This window comes from Nocardioides pollutisoli (assembly GCF_040045055.1).
Taxonomy (GTDB): domain Bacteria; phylum Actinomycetota; class Actinomycetes; order Propionibacteriales; family Nocardioidaceae; genus Nocardioides; species Nocardioides tweenelious.
Genome location: NZ_JBDZDU010000001.1, coordinates 446,152 through 469,673, shown reverse-complemented (window position 1 = coordinate 469,673; position 23,522 = coordinate 446,152). Strand labels below are relative to the sequence as shown.

Genomic DNA, 23,522 nt, shown 5'->3' with positions numbered 1-23,522 from the left:
GCACGACGAGTTCTGCACCACCCGCCCGTACGACCTGCTTGATGCTCGACCAAACCGGAGGATGACCGCCCGTGGCACGTATCGGTGACGGAGGCGACCTGCTGAAGTGCTCTTTCTGCGGGAAGAGCCAGAAGCAGGTCAAGAAGCTGATCGCTGGCCCCGGCGTCTACATCTGTGACGAGTGCATCGATCTCTGCAACGAGATCATCGAGGAAGAGCTCAGCGAGGGCACCGAGGTCAGCCTCGACGAGCTGCCCAAGCCGAAGGAGATCTTCGAGTTCCTCAACTCCTACGTCATCGGCCAGGAGCAGGCGAAGAAGTCCCTCGCCGTGGCGGTCTACAACCACTACAAGCGGGTCCAGGCGGGCATCCAGCCGATCTCCGGCAAGCACAGCAAGGAGGAGGTCGTCGAGGTCGCGAAGTCCAACATCCTCGTGATCGGACCCACCGGCTGCGGCAAGACCTACCTCGCGCAGACCCTGGCGCGGATGCTCAACGTCCCGTTCGCGATCGCCGACGCGACCGCGCTCACCGAGGCCGGCTACGTCGGCGAGGACGTCGAGAACATCCTGCTCAAGCTGATCCAGGCCGCTGACTACGACGTCAAGAAGGCCGAGACCGGCATCATCTACATCGACGAGATCGACAAGGTGGCCCGCAAGGCGGAGAACCCGTCGATCACGCGCGACGTCTCCGGCGAGGGCGTTCAGCAGGCACTGCTGAAGATCATCGAGGGCACCACGGCCTCGGTGCCGCCGCAGGGTGGACGCAAGCACCCCCACCAGGAGTTCATCCAGATCGACACCACCAACATCCTCTTCGTGGTGGGTGGTGCCTTCGCCGGTCTCGAGCACATCATCGAGCAGCGGGTCGGCAAGAAGACGCTCGGCTTCACCGCCGAGGTCCGTGGCGCGGCGGAGAAGGAGGCGGAGGACCTGCTCTCGTTGGTCCGCCCCGAGGACCTCACCAAGTTCGGCCTGATCCCCGAGTTCATCGGCCGGCTGCCGCTGATCGCGAGCGTCACCAAGCTCGACCAGGAGGCGCTGGTCCAGATCCTCACCGAGCCGCGCAACGCGCTCGTGAAGCAGTACCAGAAGCTCTTCGAGCTCGACGGCGTCGAGCTCGAGTTCACCGAGGACGCCATCCGTGCCATCGCCGACAAGGCGATGGAGCGCGGCACCGGCGCCCGCGGTCTGCGCGCCATCATCGAGGAGGTCCTCCTCTACGTGATGTACGACGTGCCCTCGCGCGGTGACGTCGCCAAGGTGATCGTGACCGGGGAGGTCGTCCTCGACGACGTGGCCCCGACCCTGGTGCCCCGCGAGACCGAGAAGAAGAAGAAGTCCGCCTGACGAGTCGGCGAAGCCGACTCGTCGTTCGGGGCGAGGTCGAGTAGCGGCGCGACCGAGGAACGAGGTCGCGACCCGCGTATCGAGACCCGGTCGATGCGTCGACGAGGGTCGTCGCAGACCGTCCGCGACCCGCCTGGCCCACCCTGACTAGGGCCGCATAGTCCGTTCGGGCTATCTGTGGACTACGGGTTTGCGCACGGCTGTCGCGGACCGATTGACTCCCTCCCGCACACGCGTTCTTTCTCGGGAGGGTGAGCAATGAGGTCTGAGCACAGAGCACCCCTGATCGCCTCGGTGATCGTGGTCCTGGCCTGCGCCGGCGTGCTCACGCACGCGATCCGCACCGACGCCCTCGGCGGCATCGCCTCGCGCCCCTTCCACGTGCTCGCCGCCCACCTGGTGGTCCCGGCCGAGCAGGCCGACAAGACCGTCGCGGACCCCGCGCCCCTGGTGGCTCCCGCGCCGTCCACGACGCCGTCCGCCCCGGTCGAGATCTCACCCGCCGCGCCGCAGCGCCACCCGGCCCGCGCGTCGCACGCGCCGCGGCCCGCGCACGCCCACCAGCCGGCCGCACACCACCCCGAGGTCGCGTCCAGCACGCCGGCCGCGCCCGACCCGGCGCCTGCGTCGACGGACCCCGTGGTCCCGCTGCCCGGCAGCCACGACGTCGGGAACCCGCACGACTGGGACCACCACTCGACGGTGCACCCGACGCACCCGGTGCACCCGGTGCACCCGGTGCACCCGGTGCGCCCGGACCACCCGGTCACACATCTGCTGGGTCAGCTCGTCGAGGTCGCCGGGACCCTCGTGTCCCAGCTGACGCACCACGCCGAGCACGCCGACGAGCACGCGTGGGGTCACGGCGACGACCACGGCCGGGGTCACGCCGACGACCACGGCCGGGGCCACGGGTTCAGCGGCCACGGCTGGCACCACTGACCCGCGGCTGTCTCACTCCTCGACGGGTGCGAGCTCCGCGTCGACGGTGATCTCGGTGGCCGCGGCGTCGGCGACGAACACCAGCTCGCCGGTGATCTTGCCCGTGAGCCGCAGGTCGGTCGCGGCCTGCTCGGCGGCGGTGACCAGCGGCTCCGGCCCCCGGATCTCCACCCGCGAGAGCTCGGCGCGCATCGACACCTTGGCGGTCGACTTCGCGCCACGGATGCCGATCAGCGCCGCGGCGACCGCATCGAGGGTGATCGGGTCGGCGGCAGCAGCGGAGCCCAGCTCGGCGACCGACGGCCAGGCGGCGTGGTGGATCGAGCCCTCCTGCCACCACGACCAGACCTCCTCGGTCACGTAGGGCAGGAACGGCGCCAGCAGGCGGAGCTGGACGTCGAGCGCGATGGCCAGCGCGGCCTTCGCGGACACCGTCGCGGCGCCGCCGTCCTCGTCGTACGCACGCGCCTTGACCAGCTCGAGGTAGTCGTCGCAGAACTCCCAGAAGAACTTCTCGGCGGTCTCGAGCGCGGTCGTGTAGTCGTAGGCCTCGAACGCGTCGGTGGCCTTGGTGACGACCTCGGCCAGCCGGCCGAGCAGCGCGCAGTCGACGGGCTCGGAGACCTCGAACGGGTTGACGCTCGTCGCGCCGACCCCGCCGAGCACGAACTTCGAGGCGTTGAGGACCTTCATCGCGAGGCGACGGCCGACCTTCATCTGGGTCTCGTCGAAGGGCGAGTCCAGACCCGGCCGCGCCATCGCGGCGCGCCAGCGGACCGCGTCGGCGCCGTACTTGTCGAGGATCTCGGTCGGAACCACGACGTTGCCCTTGGACTTGGACATCTTCTTGCGGTCCGGGTCGAGGATGAAGCCGGAGACCAGTGCGTGCGACCAGGGCGCCGCGTGGTTCTCGAAGTGGGCGCGGACGACGCGGGAGAAGAGCCAGGTCCGGATGATGTCGTGGGCCTGGGTGCACAGGTCCATCGGGAAGACCCGCTGCCACAGGTCGTCGTCGGACTCCCAGCCGCCGGCGATCTGCGGGGTCAGCGACGAGGTCGCCCAGGTGTCCATCACGTCGGGGTCGCCGACGAAGCCGCCGGGCTTGCCGCGCTGCTCCTCGGTGTAGCCGCCCGGGGCCTGCGTCGACGGGTCGATCGGCAGGTCCGCCTCGCGGGGGAGGAGCGGGTGGTCGTAGTCGGGCTCGCCGTCGGCGTCGAGCGGGTACCAGACCGGGAACGGGATGCCGAAGAACCGCTGGCGCGAGATCAGCCAGTCGCCGTTCAGGCCGCCGACCCAGTTGTCGTAGCGGTGCTTCATGTGGGCGGGCAGCCACTGGATCTCGCTGCCGCGCTCGAGCATCTCGCCGCGCAGGCCGGCGTCGCGGCCGCCGTTGGTGATGTACCACTGGCGGGTGGCGACGATCTCGAGCGGCTTGTCGCCCTTCTCGTAGAAGTTCGTCATCCGCTGCGTGGGCTTGGGCTCACCGTCCAGGTCGCCGGCCTCGCGCAGCGCGGCGACGACCGCCTCGCGCGCCGAGAAGGCGGTCTTGCCCTTGAGCTCCTCGTACGCCGAGGCCGCGGGCTCGTGCGCCAGCCAGTCCGGCGTCTCGCGCGACATCCGACCGTCGCGGCCCATCAGGGTGCGGACCGGCAGGTCGAGCTCGCGCCACCAGGTGACGTCGGTGAGGTCACCGAAGGTGCAGCACATGACCAGGCCGGAGCCCTTGTCGATCTCGGCGAGCGGGTGGGCGACGACCGGGATCTCGACGCCGAAGACCGGCGACGTGACGGTGGTGCCGAAGAGCGACTGGTAGCGCTCGTCGTCCGGGTGGGCGATCAGCGCGACCACGCTCGGGATCAGCTCGGGGCGGGTGGTCTCGATCGCGACGGTCCCGCCGTCGGGCTGGTGGAAGAGCACCCGGTGGTAGGCGCCGGCGTACTCGCGCGACTCGAGCTCGGCCTGGGCGACCGCGGTCTGGAAGGTGACGTCCCAGAGGGTCGGCGCCTCCTGGAGGTAGGCCTCACCGCGGGCGAAGTTGCGCAGGAACGCGCGCTGGCTGACCGTCTGCGACTTGGCGCCGATCGTCGTGTAGTGCTGCTTCCAGTCGACCGAGAGGCCGAGGGTGCGCCAGAGCTGCTCGAAGACCTGCTCGTCCTGCTCGACGAGCTGCTCGCAGAGCGCGATGAAGTTGGGCCGGCTGATCGGGACCTGCTTCTTCGGGTCCGGCTTCTCGGGCGGCGTGAAGTCGGCGTCGTACGGCAGCGACGGGTCGCACCGGACGCCGAAGTAGTTCTGCACCCGGCGCTCGGTCGGCAGGCCGTTGTCGTCCCAGCCCATCGGGTAGAAGACGGACTTGCCGCGCATCCGCTGGAAGCGGGCGATCAGGTCGGTGTGGGTGTACGAGAACACGTGCCCGACGTGCAGGCTGCCGCTCACGGTCGGCGGCGGGGTGTCGATCGAGTAGACGTTCTCGCGCGGCTGGGTGCGGTCGAAGGCGTAGGTGTCGTCCGCCTTCCACCGCTCGCTCCAGGTGGCTTCGAGACCCTCGAGAGCCGGCTTCTCCGGTACGACGACCGAGCGCCGCTCGGCAGTGGTCGTCTCCGGGGCGTGGCTCTGCGTGTCGGTCATGGCCGAAATCCTAGGCCGCGCGGGTCGCCGGGGAGAAACCGGTTGCGGCGGACCCCCAGGTCAGCCACTGTGCGGACGTGTCGACCCCGGAGTTCAGCCTCGAGTTCGTGGACGATCCTGCGGCCTTCCTCGACGCCGCCGAGGAGCACCTCGCTGCGGACCCGGTGCTCACCACGGTGATCGCGTCGGTGACCCGCCGGATCGTGGCGTCCGACGCTGCCGGGCACCCGCGCGGCGACCATCCGCGGTGGTGGCTGCTGGTCCGCGACGACGCCGGCGCGATGGTCGGGGCGGCGATGCGTACGGCGCCCTTCGCGCCCCATCCCTTCTACGTCCTGCCCATGCCCGACGAGGCCGCACGCGACCTCGCCCGTGCTCTCCACGAGCGCGGGGAGCACGTCGTCGGGGTGAACGGCGCACTGCCGGCCGCCCGGATCGTCGCCGACGAGCTGGCCCGCCTCGACGGTCGCGCGGTCCACGTCGACGAGCACCTGCGGCTCTTCGAGGTCCGTGAGCTGATCGTCCCGCCCGCGCCGGCCGGTCGCCTGCGGCAGGCCACCCGTGACGACGGGGAGCTGACGCTGGCGTGGTTCCTCGACTTCGAGGCCGCAGCGGCGGAGCAGGCGGGCCGACCCGTCGAGGGCCGCAAGCTGGAGGGCTTCACGCTCGACGACATGCTCCTGCGGATCGACGAGGGCGTGATCTGGCTGTGGGAGGACGAGTCGGGGGAGCCGGTCCACGTGACCGGGGCCAACCCGCCGGCGTACGGCGTCTCCCGGGTCGGACCGGTCTACACGCCCGCCGAGCACCGTGGTCACGGCTACGCGAGCGCCGCCGTTGCCGACGTCTCACGGCACTTCCTCGACCAGGGCGTGCGGGTCTGCCTCTTCGCCGACCAGGCCAACCCGACGTCCACCAAGATCTACGAGGCGCTCGGCTACCGACCGCTGACGGACATGGTGAGTCTGGTCGTCCGGTAGCGACTCTCTAGACTCGTCACGAGATGAGTGAGACCCCCGAAGCACCCCGATCGGCCCCCCGACTGGCAGAGACCTACGCCGAGGTCGAGGACGCCCTGCTGTCCCGCTGGCCGGAGACCCGGCTCGAGCCGTCGCTCGACCGGATCCGCGCGTTCGTCGAGGTGCTCGGCGAGCCCCAGACCGGCTACCCGGTGATCCACCTGACCGGCACCAACGGCAAGACCTCGACCTCGCGGATGATCGACACCCTGCTCCGCGCGCTCGACCTGCGCACCGGCCGCTTCACCAGCCCGCACGTCGAGCGGATGACCGAGCGGATCTCGGTCGACGGCGAGCCGCTGACCGACGAGGAGTTCGTGCACGCGTTCAACGACGTGGCGCCGTACATCCAGTTCGTCGACGACGACCAGGACCACCCGCTCTCCTTCTTCGAGACCGTCGTCGCGATGGCCTTCGCCGCGTTCGCCGAGGCGCCCGTGGATGTCGCGGTCGTCGAGGTCGGGATGGGCGGCTCGTGGGACGCCACCAACGTCGTCGACGCCGCGGTCGCGGTCGTGGGTCCGATCGCGGTGGACCACGCGGCGTACCTCGGGGACACCCCCGGCAAGATCGCGGAGGAGAAGGCGGGGATCATCAAGCCCGGCTCGGTCGCCGTGCTCGCCGAGCAGAGCCCCGAGGTCAGCCAGATCCTGCTCCAGCGGGTCGCCGAGGTCGGCGCGACCGCCGTGCAGGAGGGCGTGGACTTCGGCGTCGCCTCCCGGCTGGCCGCGGTCGGAGGGCAGGTCATCTCGATCCAGGGCCTGCGCGCTCGGTACGACGAGATCTTCCTGCCGCTCTACGGCGCCCACCAGGCCCAGAACGCCGCCGTCGCCCTGGCCGCCGTCGAGGCGTTCGTCGGCGAGAACCCGCTCGACGAGGACCTGGTCCGCGCGGCGTTCGCCGAGGTCACCTCGCCGGGTCGTCTCGAGATCGTCCGGCGCAGCCCGACGATCGTGCTCGACGCGGCGCACAACCCGCACGGCGCGGCGGCGCTGGGCGAGGCGCTCGAGGACTCCTTCACCTTCTCCCCGCTGATCGGCGTGATCGGCGTGATGGGGGACAAGGACCACGAGGGTCTGCTGGGCGCGCTCGAGGCACACCTCGCGCACGTCGTCTGCACCCAGAACTCCACCGAGCGCGCGATGCCCGCGGAGCAGCTCGCCGAGGCCGCGCGCGAGATCTTCGGCGAGGACCGCGTCTCGGTCACCCCGCGGCTGTCCGACGCGATCGAGGCGGCCGCCACGCTGGCCGAGGCCGGCGAGGCGTTCGGCGACCCGCTCGGCTCCGGCGCCGTCCTGGTCACGGGGTCCGTCGTCACCGTCGGCGAGGCCCGCTCGCTGCTGGTCCGCCCGGAGCGCCAGCGATGAGCGACCAGCCCGTCGAGCAGCCCGTCGAGCAGCCGGCCCGCTCGCCGCGACGCGGCATGTGCGCCGCGATCCTCTGCCTCGAGGCGATCACCCTCGGCCTCACCACGCCCGTGATGATCTCGGTCGAAGGGGTCTCGACGACGGCTGCGCTCTGGATCGGGCTCGGCCTCGCCGTCGTCTGCCTGCTGCTCTCCGGCCTGCTCCGCGCCGAGTGGGCGTACGGCGTGGGCTGGCTCGTGCAGGGCGCCGCGATCGGGCTCGGCTTCGTCATCCCGCTGATGTTCGTGCTCGGCGGCATCTTCGCCCTGCTGTGGGGGAGCGCCGACTACCTCGGCCGCAAGATCGAGCGCGAGCGCGCCGCGGCGTACGCCGCCTTCGCGGCCGCCGAGTCGCCGTCAGCCGAGAGCTGACGTCAGCGCGGCCAGCGCCCGGTCGAGCTCCTCGTCGGTGACGCCGCCGAAGCCGATCACCAGTCCGGTCAGGGCCGAGGTCCGTGCGTAGTCCGCGAGCAGGTTGACCTCGAAGCCGGCCCGTCGCGCGGCCTCCCGGGCGCGTACGGCGTCGGGGCCTGGGAGCAGCCAGGTGGAGTACATGCCGGCCAGCGGCCCGGCCAGCTCGGCGTACGGCGCCAGGGCGGCTGCCACGCGCGGTGCCCGGTCGGCGTACACCCGGCGCGCGGTGCGCACGACCTTGTCGACGTAGCCGTCGCGCAGCAGCGCGAGGAACGCGCGCTGCACCGGCCACGGCGCGCCCTCGTGCGTGACCACGCGGCGCGCGTTGAGCTGGTCCAGCACCGACGGAGGCGGCACCAGCCACCCCAGGCGGAGCGACGGCGCGACCGACTTCGCGGCCGTGCCGAGGTAGGCGACGTGCTCGCGGTCGAGGGTCGCGAGAGCGGGCACCGGGGCGACGTCGTAGCGGAACTCCGAGTCGTAGTCGTCCTCCACGACGACCGCGCCCGCGCGCCGCGCGGCGTCGAGCAGGGTGACCCGGTCGGCGGCCGGCATCACCCGGCCGAGCGGGTGCTGGTGGGCGGGGGTCACGTACGCCGCGGCGACACCGCTCAGGTCGGTGACCGGCTCCAGCGCCGGGAGGTCGCGGATGTCGCGACCGGTGCCGCGCGCCGTCTCGACCGCGGCCCGGTAGCCCGGGTCCTCGAGCGCGACCGGGCCGGCGGGGAGCACCGTCAGCAGGTGGCGCAGGCCGTCGGTCGTGCCGTTGGTCAGCACCACCTCGTCCGGGTCGACCACGAGGCCGCGGGTCCGGGCCAGCCGGTCGGCCAGGGCGATCCGCAGCTCGGGCAGCCCGCGCGGGTCGTCGTACCCCCGCGGCGGCCGTGCGGTCGACACCTCGCGCCACGCCCGGCGCCAGCCGGCCGCGTGCCGGGGGTCGATCCACGGTGTCCCGGCATCGAGCCGGACCAGCTCGCGAGCCTCGGCCCGGCGCCGGGGGAGAGGTACGGCGGAGCGCTGGGCGCCGCTCGACGCGACGAAGGTCCCCGAGCCGTGCCGGGTCTCGAGCCACCCCTCCGCGACCAGCTGCTCGTAGGCCTGCTCGGTCACCGACCGGCTCACACCCAGGTCGGACGCGAGCGCCCGGCTCGAGGGCAGGCGGTCGCCCCGGGTCAGGGTGCCGTCGTGGACCAGGCCCCGGATCCGCTCCGAGAGCTGGCCGCCGAGCGGCCCGGGCCGGGACCGATCGAGGGTGACCGGGAGGGTGCTCATCGAAGTGTCCTGCCGAACTGATGCCGGATTGGCCCGTGTGTGCAGGCCACTTATCGCCCAGACTAGCGGGGTGACCACCACCCTCTCGCCCACCGCCCGCACGACCGTGGGCCGCGGCCGCAACCGGATGGTCGAGGACCGCACCGAGCTGCACCGGCTGCTCGAGGACGCGCTGATCGCCCACCTCGGCGTCACCCTCGACCACCACCCGCTCGTGCTGCCGACCGCCTTCGCCGTCGACCTCGACGGCCCGGACCGGAACGGCACGCTCTACGTGCACGGGTCGGTGGCCGCCGGCTGGCTGCGCGCGTCGACCGACACCACCGTCTGCGTGACGATCACCGAGCTCGACGGTCTGGTGGCCGCCCGCTCGGCCTTCCACCACTCGATGAACTACCGCTCCGCCGTCGTGATCGGACGGGCCCGGCTGGTCGACGACGAGCAGGAGCGCGGCCACGCGCTCGACCTGATCGTCGACCACATGATCCCGGGGCGCTCGGCCACGCTGCGCGCCAACACCCGCAAGGAGCTCGCCGCGACCGCCGTGCTCGCGCTGCCGCTGCACGAGGCGTCGATGAAGGTCCGCGCCGAGGGTCCGGTCGACGACGTCGAGGACATCGAGGCCGGCGTCTGGGGCGGCGTGATCCCGCTGCGCCGCACGGCCGGGGAGCCCGTCCCCGGCGACGACGCGAGCGGTCCGGTCCCGGCCGACGTCGTACGGCGGGCCGCGTCTCTATAGGCTCCCGGCATGACCCAGCGCACCCTCGTCCTGCTCAAGCCCGACGCCGTCAAGCGCGGCCAGGCCGGCGAGATCATCCGCCGCATCGAGGCCAAGGGCTACGCCCTGGTGGCGCTCGAGCTCCGCACCGCGACCCCCGAGGTGCTCGCCGAGCACTACGCCGAGCACGAGGGCAAGCCGTTCTACCAGCCGCTCGTCGACTTCATGCTGTCCGGCCCGGTCGTCGCGATGGTGCTCGAGGGCGAGCGCTGCATCGAGGGCTTCCGCTCGCTGGCCGGCGCGACCGACCCGACGGTGGCCGCTCCGGGCACCATCCGCGGCGACCTCGGCCGCGACTGGGGCCTCAAGGTCCAGCAGAACCTCGTGCACGGCTCCGACTCCGAGGAGTCCGCCGCCCGCGAGATCGGGATCTGGTTCCCCGCTCTCTGAGCCGAGACTGAGCCGGTCCCGGCCGGAAAACCCCTGGTGAGGCCGCGTGTCCTCCCGGTGAGCCGCGCGCTCGCTTCGTAGCCTGTTGTCACTTCTTCCCCATCAGCAACACCCGAAGGCGACAGCATGGCGAACAGCGTCATCGGCCGCGACATGGCCGTGGACCTCGGCACGGCCAACACCCTCGTCTACGTCCGTGGCAAGGGTGTCCTCCTCGACGAGCCCAGCGTCGTCGCGTTGAAGGACTCCACCGGTGAGATCCTCGCCGTCGGTCACGAGGCCAAGCGGATGATCGGGCGCACGCCCGACAACATCACCGCCATCCGCCCGCTCAAGGACGGCGTCATCGCCGACTTCGAGGCGACCGAGCAGATGCTGCGCTACTTCATCCAGCAGGTGCACCGGCGCCGCTACTTCGCCAAGCCGCGGATGGTCATCTGCGTCCCGAGCGGCATCACCGCCGTCGAGCAGCGGGCGGTCAAGGAGGCCGGCTACCAGGCCGGCGCGCGCCGGGTCTACATCATCGAGGAGCCGATGGCCGCCGCGATCGGCGCCGGGCTCCCCGTCCACCAGGCCACCGGCAACATGGTGGTCGACGTCGGCGGCGGTACGACGGAGGTCGCGGTGATCTCGCTCGGTGGGATCGTGACCAGCCTGTCGGTCCGCACCGCCGGCGACGACCTCGACGCCGCGATCGTCGCGTGGATGAAGAAGGAGTACTCCCTCATGCTCGGCGAGCGCACCGCCGAGGAGGTCAAGATGACCCTCGGCTCGGCGTTCCCGCTGCCGGAGGAGCCCGAGGCCGAGATCCGCGGCCGCGACATGATCTCCGGCCTGCCGCGCACCGTCGTCGTCTCCAGCGCCGAGGTCCGCCAGGCGATCGAGGAGCCGCTGCACACGATCGTCGACGCCGTCCGCACCACCCTCGACCAGACGCCGCCCGAGCTGGCCGGCGACATCATGGACCGCGGCATCGTGCTGACCGGCGGCGGCGCCCTGCTCCGCGGCCTCGACGAGCGGCTCCGTCACGAGACCGGCATGCCGGTGCACGTCGCCGAGGACCCGCTCACCTCCGTCGCGCTGGGGGCCGGCAAGTGCGTCGAGGAGTTCGAGGCGCTGCAGCAGGTCCTGGTGAGCGATCACCCGAGGCGCGTCTGATGGCACGCGAACGGCGCTGGCGGGGCGACCTCGACGGCCCTCGACCCTCGCGCGCGCTGCTGGTCGCGCTGGTGCTCGCCTGCCTGACCCTGATCACCCTCGACTCCCGCGACTCGTCCCCGATCGATCCGGCCCGCCGCGCGGTGGGCGAGGTCTTCGGCCCCGCGGAGGTCGCCACCGCGGCCGCCGTACGCCCCTTCACCGCCGTGCCCCACTGGTTCCGCTCGCGCGACGCGATGCAGCAGGACCTGCTCGACCTCCAGGCCGAGAACTCCCAGCTCAAGTCCGACATCGCGACCCAGGACTACGACCGCAACCGCCTCGAGGAGTACGACGGTCTGACGACCGCCGCGCACAGCCTGGGCTACTCGCTCGTGCCTGCCCGGGTCGTCGGCCTCGGTCCCTCGCAGTCCTTCTCGCGCACGGTCACCATCGACGCCGGCTCCGACGCGGGCGTCCACCCCGACCTCACCGTGATCAACAACGACGGCTTGGTCGGCCGCGTCCTGCGCGTCACCCGCACGACCGCCACGGTCCTGCTCATCGTCGACTCCGACTCGGTCGTCGGCGGCCGGGTCGGTCGCAGCATGGAGGTCGGCTTCCTCCACGGTCGGGGCGTCCTCGGCAGCGACGGTCGCCTCGACCTCGAGCTCGTCGACGACACCGCCGTCCCCGCCAAGCACGACACGGTCGTCACCTGGGGGAGCGAGGCCGGCGGCCCCTACGTCTCCGGCGTCCCGGTCGGCCGCGTCGTCAGCGTCTACAGCAGCCTGCGCGAGACCGCCCAGCGCGCGGTGATCGACCCGTTCGTCGACTTCGGCGCGCTCGACCTCGTCGGCGTCGTGGTCCCGAGCGGCACCAGCAGCGACCGGGCGGTCATCGAGGCCGACGGGAGCCTGGGATGAACGTCGTGCGCGCGCTCGTCGCGATGGCGGCCGTCGGCATCGCCCTGGTGCTCCAGGTCTCGGTGTTCCCCTTCGTCGCCTGGGACGGCATCGTCCCCAACCTCTGCCTGCTGGTCGTCGTCGGCGCCGCGCTGACCCGCGGCCCGCAGTTCGCCGCGGTGCTCGGCTTCGTCGCCGGTGTCGCCCTCGACCTCGCTCCGCCCGCCGACCACGTGGCCGGGCGCTGGGCGCTCGCCCTGGTGATCGTCGGCTACGTCGCGGGCCGGGTCCGCCAGGACGTCCGGCCCACCGCCACGGCCGTCGTGGCCACGGTCGCCGCCTCGTCGTTCGTCGGTACGTCGGTCTTCGCGCTCAGCGGCGTGATCCTCGGCGACGGGTCGGTCGGCTTCGGCGAGCTCCTCCAGATCATCCTCGTCGCCCTGCTCTGGGACGTGCTGCTCACGCCGCTGGTGCTGCCGCCGGTGATGGCGATGTTCCGCCACCTCGAGCCGGACCGGTCCCTCGCCTGATGGCGGGCCTCGTCACCGGCCGCTCCGGACGGTTGCGCCTGTTCGTGATCCAGGCGCTGGTGTTCTCGCTGTTCGCCACCCTGTTCGTCCGGCTCTACTACCTCCAGGTCGTCAGCGGCGACCAGTACCACGCGCAGGCGACCTCCCAGTCCCTGCGCGAGATCGTCGTCCAGCCCGAGCGCGGCCTGATCGTCGACGACATGGGTCGTCCGCTGGTCGCCAACCGCACTTCCTGGGTGGTCTCGGTCGACCGCACGATGCTCGACAAGATGACCGAGCACCAGCAGGGGGTGCTGATCGACCGCGTCGCCGGCGTGCTGGGTGACCCCGCCGCCGGGATCCGCGCCAAGCTCGCCACCTGCGGCGACCCGGGTGCGAAGGTCGGCACCTGCTGGAACGGCTCGCCCTACCAGCCCGTCCCGGTCGCCACCGACGTCCGCAAGACGGTCGCGCTGCGGATCCTCGAGCAGCCCGAGGACTACCCGGGCATCGTCGCGGAGCAGCAGAGCGTGCGGGCCTACCCGCGGCCCTACGGCATCAACCTCGCCCACGTGCTCGGCTACCTCAGCCCGATCACGGAGAGCGAGTACGACCAGGCCAAGGCCGACGGTGACAAGTCCGTCAACGGTGCCTCCTCGGTCGGCCGCACCGGCATCGAGCAGGAGTACGACCGCTGGCTGCGCGGCATGCCGGGCTACAAGAGCGTCGCCGTCGACTCGATGGGCCGGGTGCTCGGCGACGACGACGAGGTCGCCGGCCAGCCGGGCGACACGCTCGTCACCAGCATCGACGCCAAGGTCCAGGGCACCGTCGAGCGGCAGCTCGCCGACACGATCAAGCTCGCGCGGTCGACGTACGACCCGGTCACGCACAAGAACTACGTGGCCGACTCGGGTGCGGCGATCGTCATGGAGGCGAAGACCGGCCGGATCGTCGCGATGGCCAGCCAGCCGACGTACGACCCGTCGGAGTGGGTCGGCGGCATCTCGAAGAAGCAGCTCGCCCGGCTCTACTCCACGCAGGCCGACAACCCGCTGCTCGGCCGGGCCACCCAGGGCCAGTTCGCGCCCGGCTCGACCTGGAAGCCGTTCATGACGACCGGCGCCCTGTCCGACGACCTGGGCCCCGACACCCGGCTGGGCTGCACGAGCGGCCTGCAGATCGGCAACCGCTGGTTCAAGAACTACGAGTCGGAGTCCTACGGCAACATCTCGTTCGCCGAGGCGCTCAACGTCTCCTGCGACACCTTCTTCTACCGAGTCGGTCTGCACTTCTGGCAGAAGTACGGCTCCGACGAGCAGGACTCGAAGGCCAAGGACCCGCTCGGCGCGGCCGCGCACACCTTCGGGTTCGGCGAGAAGACCGGCATCGACATCCCCGGCGAGGCGAGCGGACGGGTCGGCGACCGGGTCTGGCGCGCGTCGTACTACAAGTCGATGAAGGGCTACTACTGCGACATGGACCACGAGGGCACGGCGAAGACGCCGTTCCTCAAGCTCTTCGCGCACGAGTTCTGCCTCGAGGGCGACCACTTCCGCCAGGGCGACGCCGCCAACTTCACGATCGGCCAGGGCGACACGATCGTCACCCCGATCCAGCTCGCGCGGGCGTACGCCGCGCTCTCCAACGGCGGCACGCTCTACGCCCCGCGCATCGGCAAGGCGGTGGTCGCCCCTGACGGCACCATCGTCAAGAAGATCCCGCCCCAGGTCGTCGGCCACGCGACGGTCACGAAGGCCGCCATCGACTACGTCAACACCGCGCTGCTCGGCACGCTGAAGAGCGACGGCGCGTGGAACGGCACCCTGGCCTGGAAGTTCGGCGACTTCCCGCTCGACCAGGTGCACCTGCGCGGCAAGACCGGCTCGGCCGAGGTCGAGGGCAAGCAGTCGACGTCCTGGGTCGCGACGTACGACAAGAACTACGTCGTGGTCATGATGGTCACCCAGGCCGGCACCGGGTCGGGCACCTCCGGCCCGGCGGTCCGCGCGATCTGGGAGAGCCTCTACGGCATCGACGGGATGACCGTCGAGCCCAGCAAGGCCGCGATCCCCGGGACCACCCCGCCCGCCGCGCTCCCGACCTTCATGAAGGACGGCTCGATCCTCCCGCCGGCCCGCAAGGAGCAGGACTGATGAAGGCGCCCCGTCTCGACTGGATCCTGCTGCTCGCCGTCCTGGGGCTGGTGACCATCGGGAGCCTCCTGGTGTGGTCGGCGACGTCCCACCGCGAGGACCTCACCGGGGGCGACTCCACGGCGTACCTCCAGAAGCAGCTGGTCAACATCGTCATCGGCCTGGTGCTGATGGTCGTCGTGCTCGCGATCGACCACCGCTGGGTGCGCATCCTGGCCCCGTTCGTCTACGTGGCCTCCGTCGCCGGGCTCGCGCTCGTGCTGACGATGGGCTCGACCGTCAACGGCTCCCGGTCCTGGCTGCAGCTGGGCGGCATGTCGATCCAGCCCTCGGAGTTCGCGAAGCTCGCCGTCGTCATCGGGATGGCCCTGTGGGTCGCCGAGCGTGCCGACGTACGGCGGGGCAGGGCCGGCGGCAGCGCCGGCGACGTGATCGGCATGCTGGCGATCGCCGGCGTCCCGGCCTCGCTGATCATGCTGCAGCCCGACCTCGGCACCATGCTGGTCCTCTCGGCCACCGTCTTCGGCGTCCTGGCCGTCTCCGGCGCACCTCGTCGCTGGCTCGCGCTGCTCGCCGCCGGTGGCGTCACCGCCGGCGCCGCCGCGGTCGCCGCCGGCTTCCTGAAGCAGTACCAGGTCGACCGCTTCCTCGCCTTCACCGATCCGAACCTCGACCCCCGCGGCGCCGGTTACAACGTCGAGCAGGCCCGGATCGCGATCGGCAACGGCGGCCTCTTCGGGCAGGGCCTCTTCGACGGCTCGCAGACCCGCGCGGGCTTCGTGCCCGAGCAGCACACCGACTTCGTGTTCACGGTCGCGGGGGAGGAGCTCGGCCTGGTCGGCGCCGGCGTCCTGATCGCGCTGATCGGTGTCGTGATCTGGCGCGCGCTCGCGATCTCGGCCCGCACCGACGACGTCTTCGGCCGCCTCGCGGCCGCCGGCATCGCCTGCTGGTTCGGCTTCCAGGCCTTCCAGAACATCGGGATGTGCCTGGGCATCATGCCGGTGACCGGCGTACCCCTCCCGTTCGTGTCGTACGGCGGCAGCTCGATGTTCGCGGGCATGCTGGCGATCGGGCTGCTGCAGAACATCCACCGGCGCTCGACGGCGATCGTCCCGACCCGCTACACGATGCCCACCCGGGTGCTGGTCAGCCGCTGACCATCAGACCTTCCGTAGGGTCGTGGCCATGAGCACCGCCACCCGAGGACGCTTCGCCTGGACGACGATCGCCCCGCTGGCCGCCATGGTGGTGCTGGCGCTCTCCTGGGGGCGCCACCCGGACGCCGTCCCGGCGGCGTTCATCGCGGTCTTCCTGATCGGAGCCGTGCTGGCCGCGGTGCACCACGCGGAGGTCGTCGCCCACCGGGTCGGTGAGCCGTTCGGCTCCCTGCTGCTGGCCGTGGCCGTCACGGTCATCGAGGTGGCGCTCATCGTCACGCTGATGGTCTCCGGCAGCGGGGACACCTCGACGCTCGCTCGCGACACGGTCTTCGCGGCCGTGATGATCACGCTCAACGGCATCGCCGGACTGGCCCTGCTGGTCGGCGCGCTCAAGCACCACCTGGCGGTCTTCAACCCCGAGGGGGCCGGGTCCCTGCTGACGACCGTGGTCGCGCTCGCCGGCCTGACGCTGGTGCTGCCGCGGTTCACGACCAGCACGCCCGGCCCGGACTTCTCGTCCTCGCAGCTGGCCTTCGCCGCGGTCGCCTCGCTCGCGCTCTACGGCATCTTCGTCTTCACCCAGACCGTCAAGCACCGCGACTTCTTCCTGCCCGTCGACACCGGTCCCGGACCGCACGACGACGTCCACGCCGATCCCCCGACCGACCGCGACGCGCTGGCCAGCCTCGGCCTCCTGGTCGTCGCGCTGGTCGCGGTCGTGGGTCTGTCCAAGGTCGAGTCGCACCCGATCGAGGACCTGGTCGCGAAGGCCGGGTTCCCGCACTCGTTCGTCGGCGTCGTGATCGCGCTGCTGGTGCTGCTGCCCGAGTCGATCGCCGCCGTCCGGGCCGCGGCCCGCAACGACGTCCAGATCAGCCTCAACCTCGCCTACGGCTCTGCGATGGCCAGCATCGGGCTCACCATCCCGGCCATCGCGATCGCCTCCATCTGGCTGGACGGGCCGCTCGCGCTCGGCCTCGAGCCCGTGCAGATGGTGCTGCTGCTGATCTCGGTCATCGTCTCGGTGCTCACCGTCGTCCCTGGCCGGGCCAAGTCGCTCCAGGGCTTCGTCCACCTGGTCCTGCTGGCCGCGTTCGTGTTCTTGTCGATCAAGCCCTGAACCCCGACGACAGGGCGTTCACACCAGGCGTAGAATGGTTGCCGATGGCAACCACTGACCTCGCGACTGCCACGCAGAGCGGCGAGTACACCCACCGGCAGATCCTGACGATCCTCTCCGGCCTGATGCTGGGCATGTTCCTCGGTGCCCTCGACCAGACGATCGTCAGCACGTCGATCCGCACCATCGCCGACGACCTCGACGGGCTGTCGATCCAGGCGTGGGTGACGACGGCGTACCTGATCACCGCGACGATCACGACCCCGATCTACGGCAAGCTCGGCGACAACTACGGTCGCAAGAAGCTCTTCATGTTCGCGATCTCGGTCTTCATCATCGGGTCGGTGCTGTGCACCTTCGCCACGACGATGTACCAGCTCGCGGCGTTCCGTGCCTTCCAGGGCCTCGGCGCCGGCGGGCTCTTCACGCTCGTGCTCGCGATCATCGGCGACATCGTGTCCCCGCGCGAGCGCGCCCGCTACACCGGCTACTTCATGGCCATGTTCGGTACGTCGAGCGTCCTGGGCCCCCTGATCGGCGGGTTCTTCGCCGGCCAGGCGACCATCCTCGGCATCGACGGCTGGCGCTGGGTCTTCCTGGTCAACGTCCCGATCGGCATCGCCGCGCTCGCGGTCGTCTTCCGCACCCTCCACATCCACCACACGCCGCGCCACCTGCGCATCGACTGGTGGGGCGCGGTCGCACTCGTGGTCGGTCTGGTGCCGCTGCTCACCGTCGCCGAGCAGGGTCGCTACTGGGGCTGGGACTCGCCCCGGTCGCTGGCCTGCTACGTCATCGGCGTCATCGGCGTGATCGGGTTCGTGCTCGCCGAGCGGATGATGGGAGAGGCCGCCCTGATCCCGCTGCGACTCTTCCGGATCCGACCGGCAGCCGTCTCGATCGCCGCGAGCCTGACCGTGGGTGTCGCGATGTTCGGCGGCATCATGCTGCTCCCGCTCTACATGCAGATCGTGCACGGCGCCTCGCCGACCGAGGCCGGTCTCCTCACCCTGCCCATGGTCGCCGGCATGATGGTCGGCTCGATCGGCTCCGGGCAGATCATCTCCCGCACCGGCCACATCCGGCTCTTCCCGATCGTCGGCTCGGCCATGGTCGTCGCCGGCCTCGTGCTGCTCTCGCTCTGCGGCGCCGACACGTCGCTCGTGTGGGTCAGCCTGTCGATGCTGGTCCTCGGCTTCGGTCTCGGCAACTGCATGCAGCCGCTGCTGCTGATCATGCAGAGCGCCGTCCCACCCACCGACATCGGCGTCGCGACCAGCTCGGCGACCTTCTTCCGCCAGATCGGCGGCACCCTGGGCGTCGCGGTCTTCCTGTCCGTGCTCTTCAGCACCGTGGGCGGCAACATCGCCGACGCGATCAAGGTCGAGTCGCAGACCCCGGAGTGGCAGCAGGCGGTCGCCGACGGACACGGTCTCGACCCCTCGGTCATCGGCCAGGTCCAGGACGACTCGTCGTTCATCGACACCCTCCCGGCGGTGATCGCACACCCCTTCAAGGTCGGCTTCGCCGAGTCGATGGACCAGGTCTTCATGCTGGCGGCCGGGGTCGGCGTGCTCGCCTTCCTGATCCTGCTGCTCCTGCCACCGGTCGAGCTGCGGTCGACCTCCGCCAGCGCCGCGGCGCGCGCGGAGGCCTCCGAACCACCTGTCTGAACACGTGTTTGGATGGAGGCATGACGGACCGTGACTACGAGCCCGAGATCGTCGACGCCGTGCAGCACGTCGCCAACCGCTACGGCGTGGCCGGGCTCGAGGACCTGATCAGCCTCGCGCAGGTCGAGCTGCCGATCGCCCGCAAGGCGCTCGAGGAGCTCGCAGCCGACAGCGACTGACGGTTCGCCGGGATGCCCCAGCACGCCGTACGCTGGGTGTTTCCCCGATCCACGTTGTGAGGTAGTCGCATGTCCGCGCCCGTGAGCGTCTTCGCTCGACTCGAGCCCCGCCTTCCGTCGGTCTCGAAGCCGATCCAGTACGTCGGTGGCGAGCTCAACTCCACGGTCAAGGAGTGGGACTGCGCGACCGACGGCCCGACCGTGCGCTGGGCGCTGATGTACCCCGACGCCTACGAGGTCGGCCTGCCCAACCAGGGCGTGCAGATCCTGTACGAGGTCCTCAACGAGCGGGACTGGATCGTCGCCGAGCGCACCTACGCCGTGTGGCCCGACATGGAGCAGGTGATGCGCACGGGCGACCAGCAGGGCCCGATCCCGCAGTTCACCGTCGACGCCCACCGCCCGGTGCGCGCCTTCGACGTCTTCGGCCTGAGCTTCTCCACCGAGCTCGGCTACACCAACATGCTCAACGCCCTCGACCTGGCCGGCATCCCGCTGCACGCCGCGGACCGCACCGCAGAGGACCCGATCGTGCTGGCCGGTGGCCACGCGGCGTTCAACCCCGAGCCGATCGCCGACTTCATCGACGCGGCCGTCCTCGGTGACGGCGAGGAGGTCGTGCTCGCGATCTCCGAGGTGATCCGCGACTGGAAGTCGGAGGACTGCCCCGGCGGCCGCGACGAGGTGCTGCGCCGGCTCGCGGTCAGCGGCAACATCTACGTGCCGCGCTTCTACGACGTGGCGTACGCCGAGGACGGCACCATCGAGGCCGTCGTGCCCAACCGGCCCGGCATCCCCTACCGCATCCGCAAGCACACGCTGATGGACCTCGACGCCTGGCCCTACCCGGCCAAGCCGCTGGTGCCGCTCGCCGAGACGGTCCACGAGCGCTTCTCGGTCGAGATCTTCCGCGGCTGCACGCGCGGCTGCCGCTTCTGCCAGGCCGGGATGATCACCCGCCCGGTGCGGGAGCGGTCGATCGAGACCATCGGCGCCATGGTCGAGAACGGCATCCGCAAGTCCGGCTTCGAGGAGGTCGGCCTGCTCTCGCTGAGCTCGGCCGACCACACCGAGATCGGTGACATCGCCACGGGGCTGGCCGACCGCTACGAGGGCTCGAACGTGTCCCTCTCGCTGCCGTCGACCCGCGTGGACGCCTTCAACATCACGCTGGCCAACGAGTTCTCCCGCAACGGCCGGCGCTCCGGTCTGACGTTCGCCCCCGAGGGCGGCTCGGAGCGGATGCGCAAGGTGATCAACAAGATGGTCACCGAGGAGGACCTGATCCGGACCGTCGCCGCGGCGTACTCCCACGGCTGGCGCCAGGTGAAGCTCTACTTCATGGTCGGCCTGCCGACCGAGACCGACGAGGACGTGCTCCAGGTCGCCGAGCTCGCCAAGAAGGTGATCGCCAAGGGCCGCGAGGTCTCCGGCCACAACGACATCCGCTGCACGGTCTCGATCGGTGGCTTCGTGCCGAAGCCGCACACGCCGTTCCAGTGGGCCGCCCAGCTCGACCACGAGACCACGGACCGCCGGCTCAAGCAGCTGCGCGACACGGTCCGCGACGACAAGAAGTTCGGTCGCGCGATCGGCTTCCGCTACCACGACGGCAAGCCCGGCATCATCGAGGGACTGCTGTCGCGCGGCGACCGCCGGGTCGGCGCGATCATCGAGCAGGTCTGGCGCGACGGTGGCAGGTTCGACGGCTGGAGCGAGCACTTCTCCTACGACCGCTGGATCGAGTCGACCGAGACGGCCCTCGCCGGCACCGGCGTCGACCTCGCCTGGTACACCACCCGCGAGCGCGACTACGACGAGGTGCTGCCCTGGGACCACCTCGACTCCGGTCTCGACAAGGACTGGCTGTGGGCCGACTGGGAGGACGCCCTCGCGGTCGCCGACGGCAGCTCCGACGTCGAGGTCGAGGACTGCCGCTGGACGCCCTGCTACGACTGCGGCGTCTGCCCGGAGATGAACACCGAGATCCAGATCGGGCCGACCGGCCAGAAGCTGCTCCCGCTCGCCGTCGTCTGAGCCTGCGCGTCAGCCCCGCAGCTGGTCCTCCACGTAGACCGGCCGGGTGACGTACGCCGCCAGCGCGAAGAGCGGGAGCGCGAGCAGCAGCAGCATCATCAGCGGCACCGTCCAGCCGCCGGTCGCCGTGTGCACGACCCCGACGGCGAACGGCCCGACGACCGCGATCAGGTAGCCGGTCGACTGGGTGAACGCCGAGAGCGCGGCCGTGCCCTCGGGCGTCCGAGCGCGGATCCCGATCAGCGTGAGGATCAGCGGGAAGGTCACCGTGCCGATGCCGACGACGATCGCCCACAGGACCGCCAGCGAGTGCGGCGCGACCATCAGGCCGACGTAGCCGACCGGGTAGGTCGCGATGACGACGAAGAGCACCCGCCGCGGCCGGGCGGACCTCACCAGCACGTTGGGCAGCCACAGCGACAACGGGATCGACGTACCGGCCACGAGTCCGGCGAGGACGCCGGCCGAGGTGGCGCCGTACCCGCTGTCGCGCCAGAGCGAGGCGAACCAGCCGAAGATCGCGTAGGCCTGGAGCGACTGGAGCCCGAAGAAGAGCGCCATCGCCACGCCCAGCCGGGTGCGGGCCACGTCGCGGAAGGAGATCGTGCGCGGCGTCCGGTCCAGGTGGCGGTCCTTGGTGGCGAGCCCGATCCACGGCACCGCGGCCACCGCGGCGACGAGCGCCCACGAGCCCAGGCCCCAGCGCCAGCCCCCCAGTGCGTCCGAGATCGGCACGGTCAGCACCAGGGCGGCGGTCAGGCCGGTCGACAGGGCGGTCGTGTAGATCGCGGTGACGAACCCGATCCGGTCGGGGAAGTGCAGCTTGACGAGCGAGGGGAGCAGCACGTTGGCCATCGCCATGCCGCCGAGCGCGACCAGCGACAGGAGCAGGAAGAGGGTCTCGCTGCCGGTCACGGACCTGCCGGTGAGACCGATGATCGCGGCGATCAGCGCGACCAGGGTGACGCGGTGCAGCCCGATCCGGTGGGCCGCCGCCGGCGCGAGCGCTCCGAACACCGCGAAGCCGATCACCGGCAGCGAGGTCAGCAGTCCGGCGGAGACCCCGCCCATCGAGAACGCGTCCCGGATCTCGTCGAGCACGGGCCCGACGCTGACGGCAGCGGGCCGCAGGTTCAGCGACAGGAGGACGATCCCGACCAGGACCATGGACGTCGCCGTACGGCGCGCGGGGGTGCTCACTGGCCCGATGCTCTCACCACGGCTGTCGGCGGTCTTCGGCAGGATGGACCACATGCGACGGGTGACCGATGTCGAAAGACGCCACCGCCTCGGACGCCGTCACGCCCTCGCGCCCGGGCACCGGGCCGCCGACCCCGAGGCGGCGACCCGGGCGATGACCGTCCTGCACGCCACCGAGGCCCCGTCCGTCTACCTCTCGGTGTGGGCGCGGGTCGACGGGCTGAGCGTCGCCGACGTCGACCGCGCGCTCTACGACGACCGCAGCCTGGTCAAGCAGCTCGCGATGCGACGCACCCTCTTCGTGTTCCCGCGCGACCTGCTGCCGGCGGCGTGGGGGAGTGCGTCCGCGCGGGTCGCGACCGCGCTGCGCACACGCTTGGCCAAGGAGGTGGTCGCGGCCGGACTGGCCGACGACGGCGACGCCTGGATCGAGGACGCCGAGGCCGCCACGCTGACCCGGCTCGCCGAGGGCACCGAGCTCTCCGCGCAGGAGCTCCGCGAGGCAGTGCCGGAGCTGGCCGGCCGGCTCGAGATGTCGCCCGGCAAGTCCTACGGCGCCAACGTCCCGATCGCGCCACGGGTGCTCACCCAGCTGGGCGTCGAGGGCCGGATCGTCCGCGGTCGCAACGGGGGCCACTGGCGCACCGCCCGCCCGCAGTGGACGCTGATGTCGAGCTGGCTCGGTGAGGTGCCCGAGGCGGCCAAGGACCGGGAGGGGTACGCCGAGCTCGTGCGCCGGTGGCTGACCACCTTCGGTCCCGGCACCGAGGCCGACCTGGTCTGGTGGCTGGGTTCGACGAAGTCCGCCGTCCGAGCCGCGCTCGCCGACGTCGCGGCGGTCGAGGTCGGTCTCGACGGGGGGCAGGTCGGCTGGGTGCTGCCCGACGACCTGGACGAGGAGCCCGCGCTGGAGCCGTGGGCGGCGCTGCTCCCGGTGCTCGACCCCACCGTGATGGGGTGGAAGGAGCGCGACTTCTACCTCGGCCCGCACGGCCCGAGGCTCTTCGACACCAACGGCAACGCCGGCACCACCGCCTGGTGGGACGGCCGGATCGTCGGCTGCTGGGTCCAGGACCCCGACGGCGTCGTGCTGCTCAACCTCCTCGAGGACGTCGGTGCCGACGCGCGAGCCGCCCTCGCCGCCGAGGCCGAGCGGCTGACGGGATGGCTCGACGGCCACCGGGTGAGCACCGTCTACCCGTCGATTGCGATGAAGCAGGCTCTGTCCCCGTAACCTTGACCG

General features: G+C 71.2%; 20 protein-coding genes. 17 read left to right on the top strand and 3 right to left on the bottom strand.

Going from position 1 to position 23,522, the window contains the following annotated elements:
• The first annotated feature begins 71 nt into the window (after positions 1-71).
• Both clpX and ABLE68_RS02235 read left to right on the top strand, forming a co-directional pair.
• Positions 72-1,352, top strand: coding sequence for an ATP-dependent Clp protease ATP-binding subunit ClpX (clpX, locus tag ABLE68_RS02240; RefSeq protein ID WP_348869505.1), 1,281 nt, complete (start codon positions 72-74; stop codon positions 1,350-1,352).
• 258 nt (positions 1,353-1,610) lie between these two features.
• A complete protein-coding gene (locus ABLE68_RS02235) occupies positions 1,611-2,294 on the top strand; it encodes a hypothetical protein (RefSeq protein ID WP_348869504.1) in 684 nt (227 codons plus the stop codon).
• A gap of 12 nt (positions 2,295-2,306) precedes the next feature.
• Here the strand turns inward: ABLE68_RS02235 and valS are convergent, their stop codons facing one another.
• Positions 2,307-4,922, bottom strand: coding sequence for a valine--tRNA ligase (valS, locus tag ABLE68_RS02230; RefSeq protein ID WP_348869503.1), 2,616 nt, complete (start codon positions 4,920-4,922; stop codon positions 2,307-2,309).
• A 77-nt stretch (positions 4,923-4,999) separates the two neighbouring features.
• Here valS and ABLE68_RS02225 point away from each other — a divergent pair, with 77 nt between their 5' ends.
• Genes ABLE68_RS02225 through ABLE68_RS02215 form a run of 3 tightly spaced genes read left to right on the top strand, consistent with a single transcriptional unit; the run spans position 5,000 to position 7,718 of the window.
• Positions 5,000-5,902, top strand: a complete 903-nt coding sequence (locus tag ABLE68_RS02225; RefSeq protein WP_348869502.1) for a GNAT family N-acetyltransferase — start codon at positions 5,000-5,002, stop codon at positions 5,900-5,902.
• Positions 5,903-5,925: 23 nt separating this feature from the next.
• Positions 5,926-7,308, top strand: coding sequence for a bifunctional tetrahydrofolate synthase/dihydrofolate synthase (gene folC / locus ABLE68_RS02220; protein ID WP_348869501.1), 1,383 nt, complete (start codon positions 5,926-5,928; stop codon positions 7,306-7,308).
• Positions 7,305-7,718, top strand: coding sequence for a DUF4233 domain-containing protein (locus ABLE68_RS02215; protein ID WP_348869499.1), 414 nt, complete (start codon positions 7,305-7,307; stop codon positions 7,716-7,718). The genes folC and ABLE68_RS02215 overlap by 4 nt, the downstream gene beginning before the upstream one ends.
• Here the strand turns inward: ABLE68_RS02215 and pdxR are convergent.
• The gene (gene pdxR / locus ABLE68_RS02210) at positions 7,704-9,032 is read right to left on the bottom strand and encodes a MocR-like pyridoxine biosynthesis transcription factor PdxR (protein WP_348869498.1); all 1,329 of its coding nucleotides are present in this window, start codon (positions 9,030-9,032) and stop codon (positions 7,704-7,706) included. The genes ABLE68_RS02215 and pdxR overlap by 15 nt on opposite strands.
• 70 nt (positions 9,033-9,102) lie before the next feature.
• On the opposite strand from pdxR, the gene ABLE68_RS02205 reads away from it, so the two are divergent.
• The 11 genes from ABLE68_RS02205 (at position 9,103) to ABLE68_RS02155 (ending at position 21,079) form a co-directional block, all read left to right on the top strand.
• Positions 9,103-9,771, top strand: a complete 669-nt coding sequence (locus ABLE68_RS02205) for a pyridoxamine 5'-phosphate oxidase family protein (RefSeq protein WP_348869497.1) — start codon at positions 9,103-9,105, stop codon at positions 9,769-9,771.
• 9 nt (positions 9,772-9,780) lie between these two features.
• Positions 9,781-10,200, top strand: coding sequence for a nucleoside-diphosphate kinase (ndk, locus tag ABLE68_RS02200; protein ID WP_348869495.1), 420 nt, complete (start codon positions 9,781-9,783; stop codon positions 10,198-10,200).
• Between the two features lie 126 nt (positions 10,201-10,326).
• The gene (locus ABLE68_RS02195) at positions 10,327-11,358 is read left to right on the top strand and encodes a rod shape-determining protein (RefSeq protein ID WP_348869494.1); all 1,032 of its coding nucleotides are present in this window, start codon (positions 10,327-10,329) and stop codon (positions 11,356-11,358) included.
• Positions 11,358-12,263 carry a rod shape-determining protein MreC gene (gene mreC, locus ABLE68_RS02190; protein WP_348869493.1) on the top strand — a complete coding sequence of 302 codons (906 nt, stop codon included), beginning with the start codon at positions 11,358-11,360 and terminating at the stop codon, positions 12,261-12,263. Before ABLE68_RS02195 ends, mreC begins: the two co-directional genes overlap by 1 nt.
• Positions 12,260-12,772, top strand: a complete 513-nt coding sequence (gene mreD / locus ABLE68_RS02185) for a rod shape-determining protein MreD (RefSeq protein WP_348869492.1) — start codon at positions 12,260-12,262, stop codon at positions 12,770-12,772. Before mreC ends, mreD begins: the two co-directional genes overlap by 4 nt.
• A complete protein-coding gene (gene mrdA / locus ABLE68_RS02180) occupies positions 12,772-14,907 on the top strand; it encodes a penicillin-binding protein 2 (protein WP_348869490.1) in 2,136 nt (711 codons plus the stop codon). The genes mreD and mrdA overlap by 1 nt, the downstream gene beginning before the upstream one ends.
• Entirely contained in the window at positions 14,907-16,067 is a 1,161-nt protein-coding gene (rodA, locus tag ABLE68_RS02175) for a rod shape-determining protein RodA (protein ID WP_348869488.1), read from the top strand. Before mrdA ends, rodA begins: the two co-directional genes overlap by 1 nt.
• A gap of 28 nt (positions 16,068-16,095) precedes the next feature.
• Positions 16,096-17,190, top strand: coding sequence for a calcium:cation antiporter (locus ABLE68_RS02170; RefSeq protein WP_348869487.1), 1,095 nt, complete (start codon positions 16,096-16,098; stop codon positions 17,188-17,190).
• A 44-nt stretch (positions 17,191-17,234) separates the two neighbouring features.
• Entirely contained in the window at positions 17,235-18,863 is a 1,629-nt protein-coding gene (locus ABLE68_RS02165; protein WP_348869485.1) for an MDR family MFS transporter, read from the top strand.
• A 20-nt stretch (positions 18,864-18,883) separates the two neighbouring features.
• Positions 18,884-19,042: a hypothetical protein gene (locus ABLE68_RS02160; protein ID WP_348869483.1), complete on the top strand. Its 159-nt coding sequence runs from the start codon at positions 18,884-18,886 to the stop codon at positions 19,040-19,042.
• 69 nt (positions 19,043-19,111) lie between these two features.
• Entirely contained in the window at positions 19,112-21,079 is a 1,968-nt protein-coding gene (locus ABLE68_RS02155) for a TIGR03960 family B12-binding radical SAM protein (RefSeq protein WP_348869481.1), read from the top strand.
• A 9-nt stretch (positions 21,080-21,088) separates the two neighbouring features.
• Here the strand turns inward: ABLE68_RS02155 and ABLE68_RS02150 are convergent, their stop codons facing one another.
• Positions 21,089-22,279, bottom strand: a complete 1,191-nt coding sequence (locus tag ABLE68_RS02150) for an MFS transporter (RefSeq protein WP_348869479.1) — start codon at positions 22,277-22,279, stop codon at positions 21,089-21,091.
• Positions 22,280-22,331: 52 nt separating this feature from the next.
• On the opposite strand from ABLE68_RS02150, the gene ABLE68_RS02145 reads away from it, so the two are divergent.
• Positions 22,332-23,513 (top strand): winged helix DNA-binding domain-containing protein, encoded by a 1,182-nt coding sequence (locus ABLE68_RS02145; RefSeq protein WP_348869477.1) that lies wholly within the window; start codon positions 22,332-22,334, stop codon positions 23,511-23,513.
• Positions 23,514-23,522 lie beyond the last annotated feature (9 nt).

Excerpts from the sequence above, each read along its gene's own strand:
- ABLE68_RS02235 (WP_348869504.1), top strand. The coding sequence starts at position 1,611 with ATGAGGTCTGAGCACAGAGCACCCCTGATCGCCTCGGTGATCGTGGTC.
- valS (WP_348869503.1), bottom strand. The coding sequence starts at position 4,922 with ATGACCGACACGCAGAGCCACGCCCCGGAGACGACCACTGCCGAGCGG.
- folC (WP_348869501.1), top strand. The coding sequence starts at position 5,926 with ATGAGTGAGACCCCCGAAGCACCCCGATCGGCCCCCCGACTGGCAGAG.
- ABLE68_RS02215 (WP_348869499.1), top strand. The coding sequence starts at position 7,305 with ATGAGCGACCAGCCCGTCGAGCAGCCCGTCGAGCAGCCGGCCCGCTCG.
- pdxR (WP_348869498.1), bottom strand. The coding sequence starts at position 9,032 with ATGAGCACCCTCCCGGTCACCCTCGATCGGTCCCGGCCCGGGCCGCTC.
- ndk (WP_348869495.1), top strand. The coding sequence starts at position 9,781 with ATGACCCAGCGCACCCTCGTCCTGCTCAAGCCCGACGCCGTCAAGCGC.
- ABLE68_RS02195 (WP_348869494.1), top strand. The coding sequence starts at position 10,327 with ATGGCGAACAGCGTCATCGGCCGCGACATGGCCGTGGACCTCGGCACG.
- mreC (WP_348869493.1), top strand. The coding sequence starts at position 11,358 with ATGGCACGCGAACGGCGCTGGCGGGGCGACCTCGACGGCCCTCGACCC.
- mreD (WP_348869492.1), top strand. The coding sequence starts at position 12,260 with ATGAACGTCGTGCGCGCGCTCGTCGCGATGGCGGCCGTCGGCATCGCC.
- mrdA (WP_348869490.1), top strand. The coding sequence starts at position 12,772 with ATGGCGGGCCTCGTCACCGGCCGCTCCGGACGGTTGCGCCTGTTCGTG.
- rodA (WP_348869488.1), top strand. The coding sequence starts at position 14,907 with ATGAAGGCGCCCCGTCTCGACTGGATCCTGCTGCTCGCCGTCCTGGGG.
- ABLE68_RS02170 (WP_348869487.1), top strand. The coding sequence starts at position 16,096 with ATGAGCACCGCCACCCGAGGACGCTTCGCCTGGACGACGATCGCCCCG.
- ABLE68_RS02165 (WP_348869485.1), top strand. The coding sequence starts at position 17,235 with ATGGCAACCACTGACCTCGCGACTGCCACGCAGAGCGGCGAGTACACC.
- ABLE68_RS02160 (WP_348869483.1), top strand. The coding sequence starts at position 18,884 with ATGACGGACCGTGACTACGAGCCCGAGATCGTCGACGCCGTGCAGCAC.
- ABLE68_RS02155 (WP_348869481.1), top strand. The coding sequence starts at position 19,112 with ATGTCCGCGCCCGTGAGCGTCTTCGCTCGACTCGAGCCCCGCCTTCCG.
- ABLE68_RS02145 (WP_348869477.1), top strand. The coding sequence starts at position 22,332 with ATGCGACGGGTGACCGATGTCGAAAGACGCCACCGCCTCGGACGCCGT.